General features: G+C 51.7%; 6 protein-coding genes and 1 pseudogene. 2 read left to right on the forward strand and 5 right to left on the reverse strand.

Annotated elements, in window-relative coordinates:
* Positions 1 to 535: 535 nt before the first annotated feature.
* Positions 536 to 2,788: pseudogene (locus P8N76_19065) on the forward strand (family 78 glycoside hydrolase catalytic domain).
* 12 nt (positions 2,789 to 2,800) lie between these two features.
* On the forward strand, positions 2,801 to 4,210 hold the full coding sequence (locus P8N76_19070) for an alpha-L-rhamnosidase C-terminal domain-containing protein (GenBank protein ID MDG2383782.1): 1,410 nt from the start codon (positions 2,801 to 2,803) through the stop codon (positions 4,208 to 4,210).
* A gap of 112 nt (positions 4,211 to 4,322) precedes the next feature.
* Here the strand turns inward: P8N76_19070 and P8N76_19075 are convergent, their stop codons facing one another.
* From P8N76_19075 to P8N76_19095, 5 genes are all read right to left on the reverse strand, one after another.
* Positions 4,323 to 5,747 carry a DUF1501 domain-containing protein gene (locus P8N76_19075; GenBank protein MDG2383783.1) on the reverse strand — a complete coding sequence of 475 codons (1,425 nt, stop codon included), beginning with the start codon at positions 5,745 to 5,747 and terminating at the stop codon, positions 4,323 to 4,325.
* 156 nt (positions 5,748 to 5,903) lie between these two features.
* Positions 5,904 to 8,276 (reverse strand): DUF1549 domain-containing protein, encoded by a 2,373-nt coding sequence (locus P8N76_19080; protein ID MDG2383784.1) that lies wholly within the window; start codon positions 8,274 to 8,276, stop codon positions 5,904 to 5,906.
* A gap of 709 nt (positions 8,277 to 8,985) precedes the next feature.
* Positions 8,986 to 9,936 carry a hypothetical protein gene (locus P8N76_19085; GenBank protein ID MDG2383785.1) on the reverse strand — a complete coding sequence of 317 codons (951 nt, stop codon included), beginning with the start codon at positions 9,934 to 9,936 and terminating at the stop codon, positions 8,986 to 8,988.
* A gap of 310 nt (positions 9,937 to 10,246) precedes the next feature.
* Positions 10,247 to 11,743 (reverse strand): hypothetical protein, encoded by a 1,497-nt coding sequence (locus P8N76_19090; GenBank protein MDG2383786.1) that lies wholly within the window; start codon positions 11,741 to 11,743, stop codon positions 10,247 to 10,249.
* A gap of 866 nt (positions 11,744 to 12,609) precedes the next feature.
* Positions 12,610 to 19,626, reverse strand: coding sequence for a hypothetical protein (locus P8N76_19095; protein ID MDG2383787.1), 7,017 nt, complete (start codon positions 19,624 to 19,626; stop codon positions 12,610 to 12,612).
* Between the last annotated feature and the right edge of the window lie 14 nt (positions 19,627 to 19,640).

A 19,640-nucleotide genomic window follows, 5' to 3' on the forward strand; every position in this document is an offset into this window, starting at 1 on the left:
GCATTTACTGTTTGCCCCGACGTTTGCCGCCGATGAATCCAAGACTCCTGGAATCGCTGATCATGGGCCGCGGTTCTCTACCGAGGGTAAAGGTTGGCGACTCGATCAGGCGCGGATCAACGATCCCGATTTACCGCGCGTGTTACTTATCGGTGATTCGATTCTCGCTGGCTATTTCAAACACGTTGCGAAAGATCTCGAAGGCCAGGCCTATGTGGATGCGTGGGTCAATCCACATCATCAGTCTGAGCATCTGAATAAGCTGTTGGCCGATGTGCTGGAACAAGGACCCTATGACTTCGTGCATTTTAATATGGGGTTGCACGGTTGGGTCGAAGGTCGCATCAAACCCGGGACCTTTGAGCCGCTCACCAAGGCTTATGTTCAGGTCCTGAAAGCGAAATTGCCGAACGCCAAATTGATTTGGGCGAGTAGTACGCCCGTTACAAAGCAGGACAGTCCGACGGAGTTGGAACCTGAAATCAATCCGATCATTGTCGAACACAATCGAATGGCTGCCAAGGTGATGGCTGAGATGAGTGTTCCAGTAAATGATTTTTACTCACTGCTCGTCGAGAAAAAACAGCTCGCTCGTGGCGATCGATTTCATTGGACGGCTCCGGCGTACAGGATTCTTGCGGATAAGACAAGTCAATCGCTTCTGCAAACCTTAAGGTCAGCCGAAAAGAAACCGATACCTGACAGGCTCATCGTGCTGACGTTCGACGATGGTAACAAATCGGACATCCGTTTTGTTGCCCCCCTGTTAGAAAGACTTGGCTTTAACGCAACCTTTTTCGTGAATCGTGGGCAAGCTGATGGGAATGGCCCGCGCTTGAGTTGGGCTGATATGCGAGAGTTGCAGTAACGAGGTTTCGAGGTGGCCAACCATACGTTGAACCATCCCAACCTCGTTGCTTCGGAGGCAGATAAAGTAAGAAGTGAATTGAGAGAACTCACTGAGCTGCTGCGTCAGCAAGGTATTTCGCCACCTGCCAGCATGGCATACCCCGGTGGACACCACGACAGAAAGAGTTTGAAGCTGCTTTCCGAGTTAGGTTATCAATTCGCTCGTCGAGGCGTTGATCCAGAATTTCCGCTTACGGATTTTGGTGGGCCTGGTTTGTTCTATGATCCGTTCGTCGATCATCCGTTTTTGATACCGTCCACGGTCGTTTTCGGTCCGGATACAGATTTAAACGATCTTCGGAACGCCATTTGGGGCGCAAAAGACGGCAAGGTGGCTGTTCTAACCTATCACGGTGTTCCTGATGTTCATCCACATTGCAGCACTTCGCCCGAGGTTTTTCAACAGCACATGCAACTCTTGAAGGATCACCGTTGTACGGTGATTGCGATGCAGGATTTGGCTCGCTATGTCGATCCAACCCGGCGACCGGTGAATCCTTACAAGGCCATTCATGATCGATTCGCACTTCAAGTGGGTGATTTGAGATGTGAGTACTTGGTCGACCCGAGGGGAGTCGATACAGGTGAGCCTCGATTCAGTTGGCAGCTCTCTTCCTTTCGACCGGGGCAAAAACAGACGGCTTATCAGGTTTTGGTGGCTACGAGCGAGGAAAATCTAAGTCGGAGTCAAGCGGACCTTTGGGACAGCGGTAAGGTGGTTTCTGATCAATCTGTTCACGTGGCTTACCAAGGAAAGAGATTGAAAAGTGGGCAACTTGCTTATTGGAAGGTCCGTGCTTGGAATGGACCGGCCAATGACGGTCGTTATGCGAACCCAACTTATTACGATCAGCAAACCGTAGCTGCCTTAAACTTCATCCGACCATCCGACTACTCCGACTCGGCAGAGTTTCAGATGGGGTTGCTCGAACCGAATGATTGGCATGGTTCGTGGTTAGCCCATCCGAATGCCAAAGTGTCATCCCCCTTATTTCGCAAAGCGTTCACGATCGATCGTGGTATTCGTCGAGCGACGGTATTTTTCGCGAGAGTTGGCTACTCGGAATTAACTGTCAATGGAGAAAAGGTGGGCGATCACGTGCTTGATCCAGGTACGACCTATTATCACCACGATCAAGATTACAAGATTGACTCCCGTGTATTGTATGTGACTCATGATATCACTCCGTTCTTATCTGATGGACGAAATGCAATTGGAGTGATGCTTGGACACGGCTGGTACAGTGCCGAAGACGATGTACCCGGGCCTCCAAATCATCGACTGCCTTATGCTGAATCACCGCACTTACGTATTGAGATTCAGCTGGAGATGAAGGATGGTACAACTCGAGTACTTGCAAGCGACGAGACATGGCGAGTCGCAGCGGGGCCTGTAACTTATAACGACTTTTCGCATGGTGAGTCGTACGACGCACGCAAAGAGTCCGTTAACTGGGATCAGGTTGCCTTCGATGATACGGTCTGGCTTGTGCCGCAGGTTGTTGAGGGTCCCAATGGGCGACTTGTCTCGCAGATGTTGGAACCAATTCGTGTCGTCGAGACGATTCAACCGGTGAAAGTGAATGAACTTCGCGCGGGTCAATTTATCTATGATATGGGTCGTAACATAAGTGGTTGGACCCGGATTCGTGTGCGAGGTGATCGCGGCACCAAGGTGACTTTACGCCATGCGGGCGGCCTACATGCCGATGGCCGCCTCGATGACCGATGTAACATGCATCCGACCCATGAGGCTCGTCAAACGGATCTTTACATTTTAAAGGGGGAGGGGGAGGAGAGCTGGGAGCCGCGATTTACACTCCATGGATTTCGTTATGTCGAAGTGTCGGGGGATCCTGCGCTTTTCGAGTTGCTTGCGGTCGAGGGTCGGATGGTCCGTACCGATGCTGAGTCCGCCGGAACTTTTCGGTGTTCCAATCCACTGCTCAATCGTATCCATGACTATGCGAAACAAACTTTCGCATGTTGTTTGCAAAGTCAGCCGCAAGATGCCATGGATCGAGCGGAACGCGTGGCGTGGTTGGGCGACCCAGGAATGATTGCCGAAGATTGCATGTACAACTTTCGGACGGCCCCCTTTTGGACGAAATGGCTCGAAGACATTCGGGACGCACAAAAACCCAACGGCGAGGTTCCTTTTACTTGTCCCAACCCTTGGCGCGGATCCTTCGGGAATTATAGCTGGGTACCAGTGTGGCACTCAAGCTATCCATTGTTTGTTTGGTATCTCTATCAGTATTACGGTGATGAACGCATTTTGGCTGAGCACTTTGACGCTCTGCGATCATTGGCTGAATTTCATCGGCGCAAAGCTGATAACGGCATTTTGAACGGCGGCCTTGGCGATCATATGGAACCTCAAGCCGACGGTAGGTCCTCGTCAGGACCACGGCGGACGCCCAGTTCGCTCACCTCCACGGCCTACTATTTTTACGAAACAAAGATTTTGGCAGAGATTGCTCGCGTGTTGGGGAAAGACTCGCTGGCAGGAGAGTATCAGACCCACTCGGATCGGATCAAAGATGCATTTAACCGCGAATTTTTTGATTCCGATTCGAACGACTATGGACGAGGAAGCCAAACGGCGAATGCCGTCGCACTCTATCTTGGTCTTGTCCCTCAGGATCGGATTATGGGAGTGCGAGAAAATCTTGTTCATAACATCATGGAAGAACATCAAGGGTCTCTGGCAACGGGGATCGTTGGTACGAACGCCCTCGAACAGGTGTTGCCTGAACTTGGCGAAACCGAAGTGATGTATGGCATTGCAACGAAGACGACTTTTCCAAGCTGGGGTCATCAAGTAGTTAACGGTGCTACAACGCTCTGGGAAACATGGGAGGAACCAACGGCGGAACGCTATAGCCTCAACACGAAAATATTTGGCAGTTCACAACTCTTCTTCTACAAATATCTTGCCGGAATTGCGCCGGGAAGTCCGGGCTTTCAGGATGTCATTATTCGTCCTCGAGTGGTTGACGATTTGGATTGGGTCGAGGGGGGGGTGGAGACGATGCACGGTCGTATCGAAACGCGTTGGGAACGAACCAAAACCGGGTTGCGCTTGCGTGTCACAATTCCAACCAATACGACCGCCCAGATTCATGTTCCCACGCTGGGTTCTCAGCAAGTGGCAATTGGACTCGCTGGTGCTGATATTTGGTCAGACAAGGGCTATCTTTCGGGCGGGCCTGGCGTCTTAGGCGGACATCAGACGAGAGAGGCTGTTGTGTTGCAGGTCGGCGGCGGACGCTATCTGTTTCGAATGCGGAAACGATGATCACTGATTTCCGCGCGAATTGGCCGTTTTTTACCGGCTGACGGTCAAGCAGGAAAGTGGTTGAACAATCGATTGCCGTCCTGTTGTTATTCAAGAAGGCTAAGAGTCCCGCTCAGCCAAACAGCTCTTGAATCGGTTCGGCTGTTCCGTCGGGGGTGACGTAGAAGGGGCGTTGTTCAACGTTGTAATGATGATCGTGTCGGATACCCAGGGCGCGATAGATGGAGGCATGAAGTTGTTCGGTGGTAACGGGATCTTTCACGGTGGTACAGGGTCGTTCATCCGCCGTTTCACCGTAAACGAAGCCTTTTTTTACGCCGCCGCCAAACATCAGGACGCTGCCGGCACCGGTGAAGTGACGGTGCATTCCATAATGTTGCGGGCCGTCGATTTTGGGCGGGACTTGCACCTGGTCCTGGACTTTCTTTTCCGGTTTACCTTCCATCATCATGTCTCGGCTGAATTCACTCGCAACCACAATGAGTGTTCTGTCAAGTAACTTGCGCGCCTCGAGGTCCAGCACCAGTTGGGCGATAGGCGCATCGATCATTGTCTTAAGCTCTTTCATCCTCGTGTGGCCGTTGTCGTGCGTGTCCCAATATTTGAACGGATAGTATCCATGCGTGACTTCGATGAATCTTGCCCCCGCTTCGGTTAGTCGTCGCGCCAATAAACAGCCGAGGCCGAACCGACCGCCGACTTGATATGTTTCATAACTTTCCTTGGGCTCCAAGCTGAGATCGAAAGCCTGCCTCGCTTTGGGACTTGAAAGCAGGCGGTGTGCATTGTCGACCGATTTGATCAATGATTCCCGTTGGTACTCCGATCCGTGGCGTTGAATTGGGTTATTCGCGAGTAGTTTCTTGTAAGCCTTGTAACGCTTTGCGAAGCGGGCGTCGCTCATTCCCACTGGTGGTTTGACGGCCTCAATTGCCTGATCGGGTTCGACAAGGAAGAAGGGGGCAAATTCACTGCCGAGGAAGCCTGCTGTGTGGAAAGCCTTAAGCGATTCTTTCTCGCCACTATCAAACGTTTGGCCAATGTCGATGAAGGCCGGAAGATCTGGATTCAGCGGACCCACGCTGCGCGAGATCCATGAGCCGATGTGTGGAGCGGCTACCGTTAGTGGTGGCTCGTAGGCGGTGTGCCAATGATATTGGTGGCGGCTGTGCAGAATGAAGCCAAGGTCCGCGGCGCGGTAGGTTTTGATGAGCGTTCCGCGATCGATCACCGAACCAATCTTGTCTAAACCTTCGGTGAACTGCACTCCATCGATTGCAGTGTCAATTGCTGGAAATGTAGAGAGAACTCGGTTGGGATCCAACCCTTTCTCGTAAGGCGTGTAACGCTTGGGGTCAAACGTGTCGGTGCTGGCCATTCCACCGGCAAGCCAGAGGACAATCACTGTATCAGCAGTTGCCGGGAGTGATTCTGTTCGAGCGCTAGCCGATTGAGTCGGATATCCCGCTGCAAGTGCTCCAAGCGTTGCCACAGAAGCGGAAGAAAGAAAATCTCGGCGGTCAATTGAACTGGTCATTTTAAGAGTTCCGAAACCGGTTTGAGCAACAAATGGAAGTCGTGAATAGAAGGTAGGGTTTAAGGTTGCGTGCTATCGAAATGGGACGATGGCTTGTACGGTAATTCTGATCCTCTTGATTTTAGCAGGCAGGCTTCAAGAGTAAATTCGTGGTCCTTAGTGAATCAGTTGAAACTCTGGATGCATCGCAAGAATCCAAAATAGATCTTCGATGCCTTCAGACGACACGGGGTTCCCGACAATCTCACGCGATAATTGCATTTCACTGTCGGAGGGGGATCGGCTCAACGCGTTCGTGAAAAGCTGGTCCACGATCGACTCGGCTTGGTGTCCGGAGGCTGCCCAGACCTTGCCGCCTCGGGCCATTAAATCTGCAACGGCTTTGCCGTTGGATAATTCTAAAAGTTGGGCGGTCGTCGCGGTCGACTCTCGCCTCGTTACGATGACATCGCGTTTCGGTCTGCCCAAGGTCGTCATCAGGCGATTGAGCGTCTGCAGGCCAGCGCGTTTTTTGGCTCCGAGACCGTAAACAATGAATTCTAGATCGGCTGGGTCTTTCGCATGACCATTCGTGGTGTGGTGACGGCCCACAGTCGCCGTGAAGCGATTAAAGCGTTTCCCAGTGATGTCAAAAACGATCACTGAATCTGCGTGAGTGCCCAATCCAGACCTGTAGGTGTTACCGTCGACATGGAGCGGAGACTGTAGGACAGATTTGTCTTGGGTCACTTTTCCCCAGCCAGAACTAGCCGTCAGCCAGGGGAGATCAGTCAGACGGGTCTTCTTTTCACCCGGACCGTGGAGGATCGGGTCCACCCAGTTAGCGTGGTCGTCTTTGGTGCTTTGCTGTCCTTCTTCAACAACGAGAATGAGTCGCTCTTGGTTCGAGATATTGACGTCGACTTGTTTTGATCCACCTGTCATCAGGCCACTGTCAAAGAGGGCTGTTTTGCGGTCGAATTGCTCTGGAAGTTTTTCTTCCGAGTCAACTTGTCCCGCGGCGAGAATTATTTGATCGAGCGCGTCCAGAAATTGTTCCGCAGATAGTCGCCGGACGACCGGACCCTCGAAGACATAATTATCTTCGTCCGCTTCGAGTGGTGCCGAAGGTCGTTGATAGGCCTTTGATGTGAGGATTAAACGTATCGTGTGCTTTAAATCGTAGCCGTGATTGACAAGGTCGACAGCGAGCCAGTCCAGTAAGTCTTGGTTCCAGGCAGGGTTGTCCATCTCGTCAACCGGTTCGATAAGACCACGTCCTAAGAAAATTGCCCAAAGTCGATTAACTGCGGTGCGGGCGAGTCGTCCATTTTTCGAAGAGGTGATGATTTTCGACAGTTGTTTGATCCGATCCGTCCGCGATGCAGTAGGATCGATTTCACCAAGCTGAGGATAAAGAAATGCGGGTGCAGCCTGTTGTCCGACCGGCTTATTACAGCGATGAACTTCCATGGGATTTTCAGAGAAAATCGAGGCGAGCGCGTAGGTCTGTTCGAGTGTCCATTCGTTGATGAACGAATCGTGACACGAGGCGCATTTGATGTTCAAGCCAAGGAAAACCTGAGCAACGTTTTGTGCCGCCTGCATCTCGGTGACTTGCGAAGCGTTCACGGTGCCACGCCAGGCGATTCCTTTGATGAATCCGTCCGAACCGTCAACTGGATTAATCAACTCACGCACGAATTGGTCGTACGGTTTGTTTTCCATCAATGACTTTGTCAGCCAGCTTGTTATCGGCTTTCCGCCTCCACCGTGATATTGCCGCGTGTAACTGTTGCGGAGGCAATCGCTCCAGAAGGTAAGCCAGTGTTGACTGTAGTTTTGTTTGTCTTCTAGCAGATCGGTGACTAGCTTGGAGCGTTTATCTGATCGTGGGTCGGCTTGAAAGACTTCGAATTCCTCGGGCGTGGGCAGTAAACCAATCGTATCTAGAAAAGCTCGACGTGCGAAAACCGCATCGCTGACCGTCATCTCTGGATTGATTTGGTGCTTCGCGTAATACGGAGCCATAAAGCGATCGATCGGATTGAGCTCTTGATTGGTAGGGAGGATAACTTCGCGGGGCGCCATCGGGGCATTACGGAATTTCGCAAACGTGAAGCCTTTCTCCCACTTCACGCCTTGGTCAATCCAAGCTCGCAGAAGAGCAATCTCGTTCAGAGTGAGCGGTTTACCCTTGAGAGGCATTCGTAGATCAGCGTCATTGGTCAGCAGGTACTCAAAAAGAAGACTCTCGGCACTATTACCCGAAACGACTGCGGGTCCACTATCGCCACCCCCCAGGAAAGTATGGATGTGATCGATGTTGAATCCGCCTTTTCGTTTCCCATTGGCGTGGCAGCTGGTGCAACTGCGTTTGAGAATTGGCTTGATATCGTCAGCGAAATTGATCACTTTTTTGGCCGCAGGTGGTAATGTTCGTGACTCTGTCTCGTCGCCGCGAGTCGACGGTGACACCGCAAAGAGGCTTGTCAGCACGACTAGCTTTGCCCCGAGCAATGAATAACGGTTTTGGCGAACGAACTGCATGCGTTTTTTCCAGTTGGAATGTGGGATCATTCCATATCAAAGGTTGAGAGTCGTTTTCTTCTGGGCGGGGGATTGTCTCAGCCAGCCTGTTTTTCTTTGAATTGAGCCACAGGCAATGACCCGTTGGAGCTGGGCTGCGATTCACGTGAGTGGGGCGATCGATGTTTTTGCGATCCGAGTAGCCGCGATTTTCCGGACGTTATTTTACCTGAACATCAAAATGCCGTGTTGCACAAATCGAATGCTGCCACAAAATTCGCAGCTGAAATTTTGGTGATCGAGGCTAAGTTTTATGATCCCTGTGACACGATCCCCCCGAAATTATCGAGTTTAACGACGCCTGATTCGTTCGTAGGAAAAACGCTTTGTCCGACCGCTACCACTTGGCAACGGTTGCTACCAGATTGCCGTCAGATCGAAGGAGGCTGGCGGATCCGAGATTTTTTCCGGAACGGGTGCTCTCTTTTCCTCTTTCGCGTGCTGCCTGTTTGCTGAGATGAAAGCGGTGAATCGCATGAGACCCCTCCTTTTGCACCCGTGTCGATACGGGTTTTGAGGAGGTGGAAGCCGCTTGCCGGAGAGTCGGCGGAGAAATCGGGGCGATCAAGATTGGCCGAAAGAGTGATTGAAGCCAGCTGAGGGCAGGCACGGTTGGCTCTTGCCCCCATCCACCACCGATGGGATGGGGGCCTGCTGATTGTTGACCAGCTTATTTGGCTTTCTTAAGAATGATTTCCGGTTCTTGCGGTTGAGGCACACCATTGAGCGTTCGATCGAGAATCGCATGGCGGAAAATTCCAGGTTTTGAAAGGTCGATCAAGCACTTTTCCTGCAACACACCGGTTGGAGTATGTCCTTCTCTTTCCCACAGGAAGACGTTGTTCTGAGCCGAAATGATTTTTCCGGACATCTGAACCCCGGTGGATGTGTGGTAGTTGACAACAATGTCTCCGGTGTAGGCGTCATAGCTGGTCGCTCCGTAGCCTTCCAAGAGATCCGATTTCCAGTTCCAGACAATCATTGTCCCATCTTCTGAATATTGCACGGGATGAGAAATCACTTGCGTGTGTGCCGGAAAACCGTAAGCCGCATTGGCTGGCTGTTCGACAGTGCCTTCCCAGGTGCCGATCATGCTTTCCAATTGCTTTAGCTTTCTTCTGGCAAGATCCTTGTAGGACGCTTGTGCGTCTTTCGTGCTGATTCTGCGAAACTTTCGCTTGTTGCCGTGGTCGAGATCTCCCATGATTTCGTTCCAGAAGAATTCGTCGGGCTGAAAAACATAACGCAGTTTGTTTTCGGACCAATCACTCCAAGTCGATGTTTTCAGGTCCATGCTTCTGTTTTGTTCGCCGACGAATTTCAACACTTTTCCGACGACAGGTTCGACGGAAAAGCGAAGCTCCCATTTGTTTACTACTTTTCCATCAACGCTTGATGTGATGGTCTCGACGTAGTGGTAAGGTTTGTCTCGAGGCACAATCTTTTTGGTCATCGCGTACACCTTGCCTTCGGGGGTGATTTGTTCGCGTAACCAAGTACCGGGGACAAATTTTGCGCCTGCGACCTTTGCATCGCTGGCTAAATGGTGGTCTGCCGAGACGTCCGTGTGGCAGCTCGCGAAAATGGTCATGGCGAGCAGAGTGGTGGTGTAAGTTCTCATTGTGCTGATGGAATCCTTGAAAATAGATGTTGTGAGACGCGGTAACGCGAAAAACGGTTTTTACACCCTCTGCCATGCATGGCCGTCGGGTGAATACGGAGTATTTGATCTTTGCTCGGAGTAAAACCTGGGAGGCAAACGACCAGGTTGTGTTCTTTTGTCCATCCTGTCACTTTGAATCTTGCGCTGAATCTTGCGCTGAATCTTGCGCTAAATCTTGCGCTAAATCTTGCGGATCAAGATGTGGATCGGTGGATCGCAGAAACAATGCATTCCGCCAGAGGATCTCTGGCGGAAGAAGGGCAGGAAGTTATTTGGCACGGGTCCAGATTTCCTGGAAATCTCCGTCGTAGAATTCTTTCATTCCTTCTGGGAGTTCGTCGTGTTTGCCGCTGTGAATGAGTTGGTTGCCACTCAATTCTGTGCTTACTTTCCAGTTTCCGTTCAATTTGTCGGCATTGTTTAGTTGGAAGTCGATGTGTTCGATGTAGTTGTCACCATCAAACGTGTACGAACCACCCAACGACTCCATCACTTGATTGGTTTTAGGATTGACGACGACCCAGTTCCAGAAGTTGTCGATTTTGATCTTGGTGCTGATGTTCCCGTTGGGGAATTCTATTTGCCAGACACCCTCGATGGCCTCGAAGGCACTGTCGTTCGGTTGCATTCGAACCCAAGTTTCATCTAGATCTTCATTTTTTCCAGAACCTTTGATGCCAAGTTGGTGGAACGAACCATCATTCGATTCGATGTTGTAGGTTGTTGAACTCGGTAGATTCGGAAGCCATTCTTCGTTCGACGCATAGGCCGCTTGTTCCCTTATCGTTGAGCCATCAAATCGTGCTGGTCCGCCGTGGATGCTTTTGATCTCTCCATCTTCGACTCGGATCACTCGACGAACGCCATCGCAGATGATCTTGAAAACGCCGTTGCTGAAATCTTTCGGCATCGTAAACTCGTCAGTGGGCTCAAAGTTCTTCGCATAGACACCATCGATTTCGTCACCGCGGTCTTGGGTGGTGTCCAGCAATTGCCAAAGCTCTCTCTTGTGAAGTTGCTTGGTCGCGCCCATGCGGCTGATGATGTGCTGTCGTTGATCGTCCGTCAGTTCCGGAATCGATTTGAGGTTTGAACCGTGGCCGGCTGCCACGTCACTTAGGGTGTGGAAGACATCGTGGGTCTGGAAGTGGTAGTCATTGGCGGCATTGGCCGGAAACATTTTTCTACCGATGTACCAGGATTCGATCCTACCTTGATCAATGCTGTTCTGAGCTGCTGGGCGGAAATAGTTTTTTCGCAGTGACAGAAATTCCCCGCCCAAGCCATTCGGTACTTTCCAGAAGAAAACATTGTTGACATTGTTCCGATGGAAGTTGCTAGGAATGGACCCGCTGTCAACGAGGATCGCGCTGTTGACGATCTGACGCAGTTCGCCCGTTCGCTTAGCTAAAGGATGTCCCTCCGGATGAGCAGCTTGCCATTCTTGAGCGCCTGGGCTTGAATTGATTGAGCCAAAATCGCTGTAGATCTGCCCCGTTACGTAATCGTATTCGGAGTCAGTGCCGAAAGGAGAAATCACCTTGAAAAAAAACCAGTCTACAAGCTTTCCGTTCTTCTTGCGTTCAACGTGAACCGGTTTCCAGACATTCGATTCCAGTTGCTCGTAATCCGAACGATTCTCGGGATTGACTTTCATGAAATGCTGAACCCAATAAAGTCGGGGAGCATCCGTTTGGGCGAAACTGGTCGACAGCGTGCCGAATAAAACGGCCAAAGTTATCACGAAGCATAGGGAGCGCTTCATCGTTTTTTCCTTGAAAAAGAGGGGCCATGCAAACTGGAATCATGTAAAGTTCGCATCTTGCTTTATTGGGATGCCTTCAACGGGCATTCGAACCGATATCCGTTACTGTCATTAAGAAAATGGTGGGAGCCGCAAGGGATTTACGGATTGGAGTGCAGAGTTTTCGTCCGGACGAAAACAGGAATGCCAATTGGGAACCCATTCCACCGTCTAGTGCGACAACGGCTGAACAATTACCCAAAGCAAAGCTGAAAGAATTTTCTTCTTGTCGCCTCTTTCCATAAAGTCAATCCATGCAAGCTTTTACTGGTGAAAGAGTGAGCAGTGGGCAAAAGCGTTTTTCGACTTGAAGCAATGTTTTTGCAGCCAAAGTGTGCCCGGACGAGGATGGTTAGGGCGTGCGAATTAAAAAAAGATCAGCCAGTTTCGATCTGCGTTTTCCGCCAGGTCGAATCGTGTAATCCCTCTGCGATGATGAACGGCATGGGAAACGGCCCCGATAACAGGATGATTTCAGACAGTCATCTCTCGATTTGTTGGAATCGGATCAGACGTATCAGGGTCGGGCAGGCAGTCCGTCTCAGTTTTAGGCCTTACCGGATCGAAAATTCGAAGGCGAAGTCATCAAAATTCATCGTGCGGCTGAGCCGACATCCTACCTGGAAGGGAACATCAAGAAGTACAAAGGTAATGATACCCGTCGAGCCGCCGTCAACTGAATTAAGGAATGGCATGATGGCACTCATCGAGATTTTTTGAAGACCGCTGCGGCGGGCGAGCATTTCTATCGCGTGTGAACTGGCGATCGTGCCATTTAGGCAACGTTTTTTCGCAATGTTTACAGCGTGTTTTACCCCAACGGTGACCTAGGCCGATGGTCGGCGTGTTGTGACTGTCGTTAAGCTAGCGATAACGATAACGAGGAAAAGCGAAACGACCAGGGTCTTCCAGAGAGGAATCCTGAGCTGCGAATCGAAATCGAGATCGAGTACAAGTGGGGCATTCTCGGCAACTTGAACGCTACGACTGAAGGCGTAAACGGTTCCCTCTTCGGGTAGGCTGATCAGCATGGCCTGAGGGGCTGGGTCGGTGGTGTGTTGATGTTGAACCAGACGTCCCGCAATTTGTTGCAGAATCGCATTGTCTTCGGACGTATTGCCTCGCAGTAATTGACTAAGCTCCTGAGGGCGGAAGTTTAATTGGTTTTGTTGCAGAATCGGATTGTCGGCAGCAGCTTGCCGTAACTGCTGGTTGTCTGCAATGGCTGTATCGTTCTTGTTGTTGTCCAGGTAGAGTCGCTGCCGGCGCGTGTTGAGTCCGACAATTGCCTGTTGCGTTTGTAGGTTTTCTAATTGTACGCGGGCATCTTCATTGGACGCTGCGTCGAGCGCGTATTGGTTGGCTACGCTGTTGAGTGCCCAGCGAGCTTTGGTTTGTTCGCCTGCTTGAAGGAGATCGTTGGCTTGCTCCAGGAGTTGAGCGGCTTGCTGGGCTTGGACCTCTCGCTTTCCGCTGATCTTCGAGAGATAACTATCAACGTCGTAAGTTGCCTGATTCAGTTGACGAACGAGTTCGAGGTTTCCGTCATGATCAGTTAATTCAAATCCATGGGGCGCTACGACATTCCATTCGATGTTTTCCAGAGGTACGTTAAGATTTGGGCTGAGCAATCTCAGCTTATTCAAACGCTTGCCGGGCACCGAATAAACAAAACGTACTTTGGCAGTCCGATCATCGATACCCGGCAAAATGTAGAACTGCCACTCGTTCGTTTCACCGGATTGGCGGATCGAATGGACGCTTTCGCCGTTTACAAAAATGCTGAATAGTTCGCCGTTGGCTGGTAGACCGACAATTAAGCTACTGCGTTGGATCACTTCCATGGTTACATCGACTGCCGTCAGTTGATCGCCGCTTGGCGAAAGCACGGTGGTCAATGAGCCCTTAGCGACCCGTAGTTTGAGGGCATCTGCGAGAGAATGACGCTTGGCTTGGACTTGAAGCGTATTTTCAGGGTCTAAAGCTCGTAGAGCGAGTGCTGGTGCATTGCGATTGCCTGCGTCACGCAGTTTTTGCGGAAAGGTGTTCCAATCGGCTCGTTGCCATCCTTGCGAGAGAGGAGAGTGCTCGATTTCCAGGCGTCCGCCCGCGCGGACGCTGAAATAGTAGGAAAGTTGTCGAGCTTGAGGGAACGTTGCTGGGTTCAGTGTTTCATTTTCATTCGCCCGATCGCCACGTCGTTCATATTCGATGCGGAAATCAATTCCTCCCACGACTCGTCGCTTGAATTGCACTTCCCAAATGTTGGATTCAGGATCCGTTCTCACGAAATCGCTAATCGTTTCTCCGCTGGCTCGAACTGTCTTGATTTCGTCTTCATTGGTGATCGGCAGATTGACCCGTAATGTCCGAATCGAAGCGTTCTGAACATTGAAGTGTGCAAGCAGAGTCGATCGCGTTTGTCCTTCTCGCAGTGTGATGTCATGCAATACCTGACCGGTGAGCCAAGGTTCCAGTTTTTCGATGCCGAGCAACAGCTTCCAATTGCCCTGAAGGAGTCGGAACGCTAAGGCGCCTCGGGCTGTTCCGCCTAACGTTCGTGGATCGGTCTCGGACACATTCTGCCGTGATACGGTGCGCAAACGGATGCCCGTCGTTGGCCTAACGACCAACTCGCCAATTTGACGTGTTGCTTCCTTTAATTCGAAACGAGGTATGACCCAGTCGCCGAGTTGTGTCGGTGCGGAACCGGTGAGCGTGATTGAGAAGTCTTGGGTACCCATCGTTTTTCCATTGAGGTGGAGGATGATTTGACGTTGGTTCCCTTCGGTTAATTCCGACCAATGGTGCAGCGCGCTTCCGGTTAGAGACTCCACTTCCAGGCCCTGCGGTAAAGGGAAACTCAGTTGAAACAGGCCTGCTCGTGCGATCTCGGCGGTGAAGTTGATGCCCAATACAACTCGTTCATCACCCAACGAAAGAACTTGTTTACTGACAACACGGACTTCTGAATCAACGGGCGCGACACGTAAAGCCAGTTGCCCTCCCTCGGCGCCATAGCGGTAGACACGATGCAGCACGATACGTTCGTTGGGAACCAAGCTGCTGTCGAAGTCTCCCAGGTTCACCGCAGACATGTCGGTCGGTGTGGATTTTTCTGGTTGGGCATCGGGGCCGAATGCAATTGCAACTAAACCAACTTCTCCACTGGCGTCAGCGACTCGGAGCGGTGCGAGCACGACATCTGCAGGGAGTGGGCTAAGCCCACGTTGCGTATGGATCATCACATCGAAGGCTTGGGACTGACTTGGTTCGATTTCAAGTTTTAAGCCTCCGCTATCGGCATCGAACTGCCAAGAACCGACTGGGCCAGTTACTTCACTGACCGTTATGCCTGCTGGTACCTGTACGTTCAATTCATCAACTTCCCCTTGGGAGGTGCGGATCTGAAGCTTATGTTTTCCATCGATTACACCGGGACTCGGTATATAGAGGTTGGATGCTTCGACGAAGAACTGCCTTGCTTCCGTTGTCACATCGCGGGCTTGGGGCTTAAGTGATAGGGTTGCCTGGCCGGGACGAAGGAGCAGATTCGCCCGAGTTTCCTTGGAATCGGAGATATCGAGCGGTTCGATACGTATGGCGGTTGGGCTGAACACTTCCCAGTTCGCTTCGTCATACGTGATGGTGATCTGCTGAACGGCTGCTGTGCCGGTGAGGACAGGAATACCCTTGATCGGGTCAATTGCCTCCAGCTGAAATTCAAAGGTTGCTTGGTAGTCGGTTACCTCAGGTGTCGTGTCAGTCTCTTCCGGCGACGAGGCTGTATTTTCGACAACTGGAATGCTGATGATATACGTTAGCCCTTCGCCGGGAATGTTTCTCTTGTTGAGCCGTAAGCCTTGCGTTTCAAAGCGTGTCAGGATTGCCGGCGCTTTTAAAAGTAAAAAGCGATCGCCAGGTTGTCCGGAGAGTTTGATTGTGCCGTTTGCTGTGAGACGCGCATCTCGATGAGTCAGTTGCCACTGCTGAGTGATTGCATTGGCGGCTTCGAAGCCCTCGGGAACCGACGCTCGGCAAGCTGCGGAGGAGGCGAGAAAGGAGAGGACTACCAAAAGGATGGTTGCGGTGGCCGGTCCCGCTCCAGCCTCCTGCGCTTCTGGGGTTGCCGTCTTTTTCGCTCGACGTCGCTCCGCGAGATTTCGGAACCAATCGGGAATGCCTCGTAACCAAGTCCAGGCGGGAGGAATGAACGCAAGGCTGAGAATGGCCAGAGCAAGCATCGTAAAAAACAACGGTGCTCCGTCGCCTTGAAATAGAATACCGAGAGCGATCAGGAGGAGGCCGACGCCGCGGAGCAGGATTCGTTGGTCTCCGCTTCTGGTCTTAAAGAACGAATAGATGACGGCAGCGAGACCTGCGAGAAGGGCAGTAAGACCGACTCCCGAAAGGTTGACTCGCCATAATGAAATATTCTTTGCTTGAAATTCAACGAGTTCGCCGGCCGGCAGAATCGGCAGGCTGACCTGCAGCGGTGCGGGCAGTGCTGTGTCGGACAGCGCCATCGTTGCGGTGGAAAAACAGACAAAAACTGCGAGCGCCAGGCCAGCAAGTCCCAATAGACGGAGCGCGCCTTTTTTGCGACAAGCCCAGATCCCCAACCCATTTAGCAGACCGATGGAGATCAGCGGTACCATCCCCTGATTCGTGACCCAATCAAAACCGGATGGCCTTAATACCGGAACCTGAGGTTCGACGGTTCCGCCTTGGGGAATCAAAACTCGTTGTTCATCGCCCTGGATATTCCATTGTGTCTTTAGGATGGGTGCGTCCACGACGGGCAAACTCAGTTCCGGCGAAGACTCTCTGACGCTTGGCTTTCCCAGTCGCAGATTGACTTCTACGGGAAGATTCGGATCCGTGTTACCGGGCAACGGAATTAATGTGGCATGGTCAGTTTGGCGCGCGGTGACAGGCTGCCCATTGACAGAAATTTCCCAAAGACGGACAGGCTCAGCCGGCAACTGGATGCGAAGTGTACGTCGCCCACGGGATTTCACGTAATAGAGCACGTCGGTGACAAGTTCACCGTCCTGAGAAACACGCGTTGTCGCTTCCGAGAACTCAACGAGTTGAGTCACGAGGCTACCTGGCTGAAACCAATTCACTTTTAAATGAAGATCAAAGGGACGTTCTGTATATTGCCAGGTTCCCAAAGAGGGTGCGGTGCTGAGCAAGCGAAACTCAGCCGGTAACTCGAGTGGGTCTAACTTGAGCATGTCTTTCGACATGGACGTGGTGGTAATTTCCACTTGCATGGGACTGACTACCTGGATGTAACCACGTTCCCCTTGGACTCCGATAGGAGCGATCTTTCCAGCTTGGAAGGTGCTGTTGGTTTCATCAGGCTTTTCCTCAAAGGTTACCAATAACGTATACGGGCCCATCACGGGTTGATGGAGAGAAACGATCAACGTGTCGCCGTCTCGGCGCCAAGTGCGAACATTCTGGCCATCAACCATCACATTTCCCAGTGTTGCAGGAACCGCGATGTTCCACTCTGAGACAGGTGCGCCCGTGACGAAATAGTTAATCAGTGCGCTACCGTAGACAGTTTCTTGGTTGAGAGAATAGAGATGGAAAACATCGGACTGAATGCTGCGATCAAGCAATTCAATCTGCAGGGTGGCTGACCAACCAGGTTCGCGAATTCGGAAGGCTTGTTGCAGATTGGCCGCCGGTTTGGGGAAGTAAGAGAGTGGCTTTTCAACCAACAGGTTCGTCTCGACGACTGCGATTCGGAAACCCGGTGCACCGATGATCCCAATGTCGCCACGTATCGATTTCGCACCTGGATGATCAATGCGTGGAAGGCGCCAATCCTCTTCGGTCGCGGGCTGGTTTTTTTCTAAATGCAACTGGACTAATTGTCGCCCCAAAATGGCCTGAGAAAATGTCACCTTCAAATTGCGATGACTGTCTGTGACTTCACTCGCCGAAATGTAGTCCGCCACGCTAGCGCCGGTGACCGAGACCACTGAATAATCCGAGGGTATGAGAAAATCCCACTCCCGAATTGGAGCTTCTCGAACGTCCAATTCGATATCTGCTTGAATCACGCGATCCGTTTCGGCTAACTCGTACAGCACTAGCTCAGCGACGTTCACCTCGGCCTGAATGCGATCGGCAGCGAGGGTGAACTGGTACTCCGTAGCAGGAAAGCGATAAACAAAGGTTTGGCGAGCCTGAATGGCATTTCCCGGAAACTGATCTGGGGCCAGTTGCGTGAGACCTACCAGTCCGGTCGGTTCGAGACGTACTGATCCCAGGTTGCTGAGTCTCAGGTAACCGGAGTGGCGGACGGCCCCAACCGGAGACAATCGCAATCCGTCGACTCGTACTGGAAATGCGCCGAGAGGGGTCTGACTGTGCACTTTGATTTGGCCGGATCCGTTAATTGGCTGGCTGAGTGTGATGTCCAATTGGCGATCCGCTTCTTGGGCACTGACTTTCCACGCGACGACGTTACTGCCTTGTACATCAAGTATTTCTCCAGGTCCTTGCAAAAGAATGCGAAGCGATTTTAAATCGCCCTGCAGGACTTGATAATTGATTTGGTGATCCTGACGCAGCAAACCAGCGCCAACTCTTGCCTCAATCTGTCCCGTCGTGGTGAAAAAAAGCTTTCCTTCTCCTGCTTTGCGTGCCGTTTTCCACTGTAAACGGGCGCGACCTGTTGCCGGTAAAAAACCTTTCCAGTCAGCGTCATTTCGCACAGGTACGACGGATTGTTGGTCGCGGTGGAACTCGAGATCCGAACGGAGTCCGCTGAGCGTCAATGGAACCACACCACTGGCGGCAATCGTGAAATCCATGCGATGCGAGTTGGCCTGAGGTGATTCCAGCGTAGCGATGAAGTTGAGCGTGATCGGAAATGTGCCTGCCTGAGGAAATACCAGTTGGTAGGCAGTCATTTTGTTCGATTTTGAAAGCCGAAGGCGATAGTTGCTGTCGGTGGGGAGTTGGCTGAGAGCCGCATTGCCAGACAGGATCGTGATGTTGGTGTTGGGCTCGCTGACGTGTGCGGTGCTGACGAGTTCAAAACTGATTGACCGGAGATCTTCATTCATCGTGCCGCTAAGTCTCGTGTTTATTAGCTCAACGGGAGGGGGCGAAGAACCGTCACGGTTGAGCGAGAGCCTGATTCGACCACCGGTCGAGCTATAAAAACGTTCGAGGGGACTCTCAGGACTCTCGGCTTGTTTCGGATCGAGCGGTGAAAAACCGTTGACCGCTGTGATCACACCTTGAATACCGGGCGCATCGTGAATGCTTACCATCGATTGGAAGCCGACTGATTTCCCAGGAGTCAAATGTGTCAAATCGATGGCGGTGGGAAGCTGGAGTTTGGCGGAACGGACGGTAATCGTCACTTTTTGCTCGTTGACGACCTGTTCGAGATGCAGGTCAAGAAAACGTTCAGATCCTTGTCGTCGCACGGCCCAAGACTGTAGATTCTCGCCTTTCACCTCGCTAACGGGCCCTTCTCCACGCAAGCCGAAGCTCAGTGTCTTGGCTTCGCCCTGAATCACTTTGATTGCCAATTCAATACTTTGTTCGATTCGTTCCGGGCCGATTTGCACCTTGGCATCCGCTCGAGCTGTGTAAAACAGCGGGGGCTTGGGGCGGTTGTCGGCCGTCTCGACGATGATCGTTGCTCTCCCATCACCGCTGAGCGACGTACGATTTTCGGGCTGGTTGGAACTCTCTTGGCCCTGGCAAAGAACGACTCCTAGGTTTGCCCAGGACAACAGTAAGAGCAGGGGCAGGGTTGTGGAAACGGAAAGTCGTTTTGTTAACGTTTGCAAGATTGTCGTGACCATCAGTGAAGATTCCT

The sequence above is a fragment of the Pirellulaceae bacterium genome (genome assembly GCA_029243025.1).
GTDB lineage: Bacteria > Planctomycetota > Planctomycetia > Pirellulales > Pirellulaceae.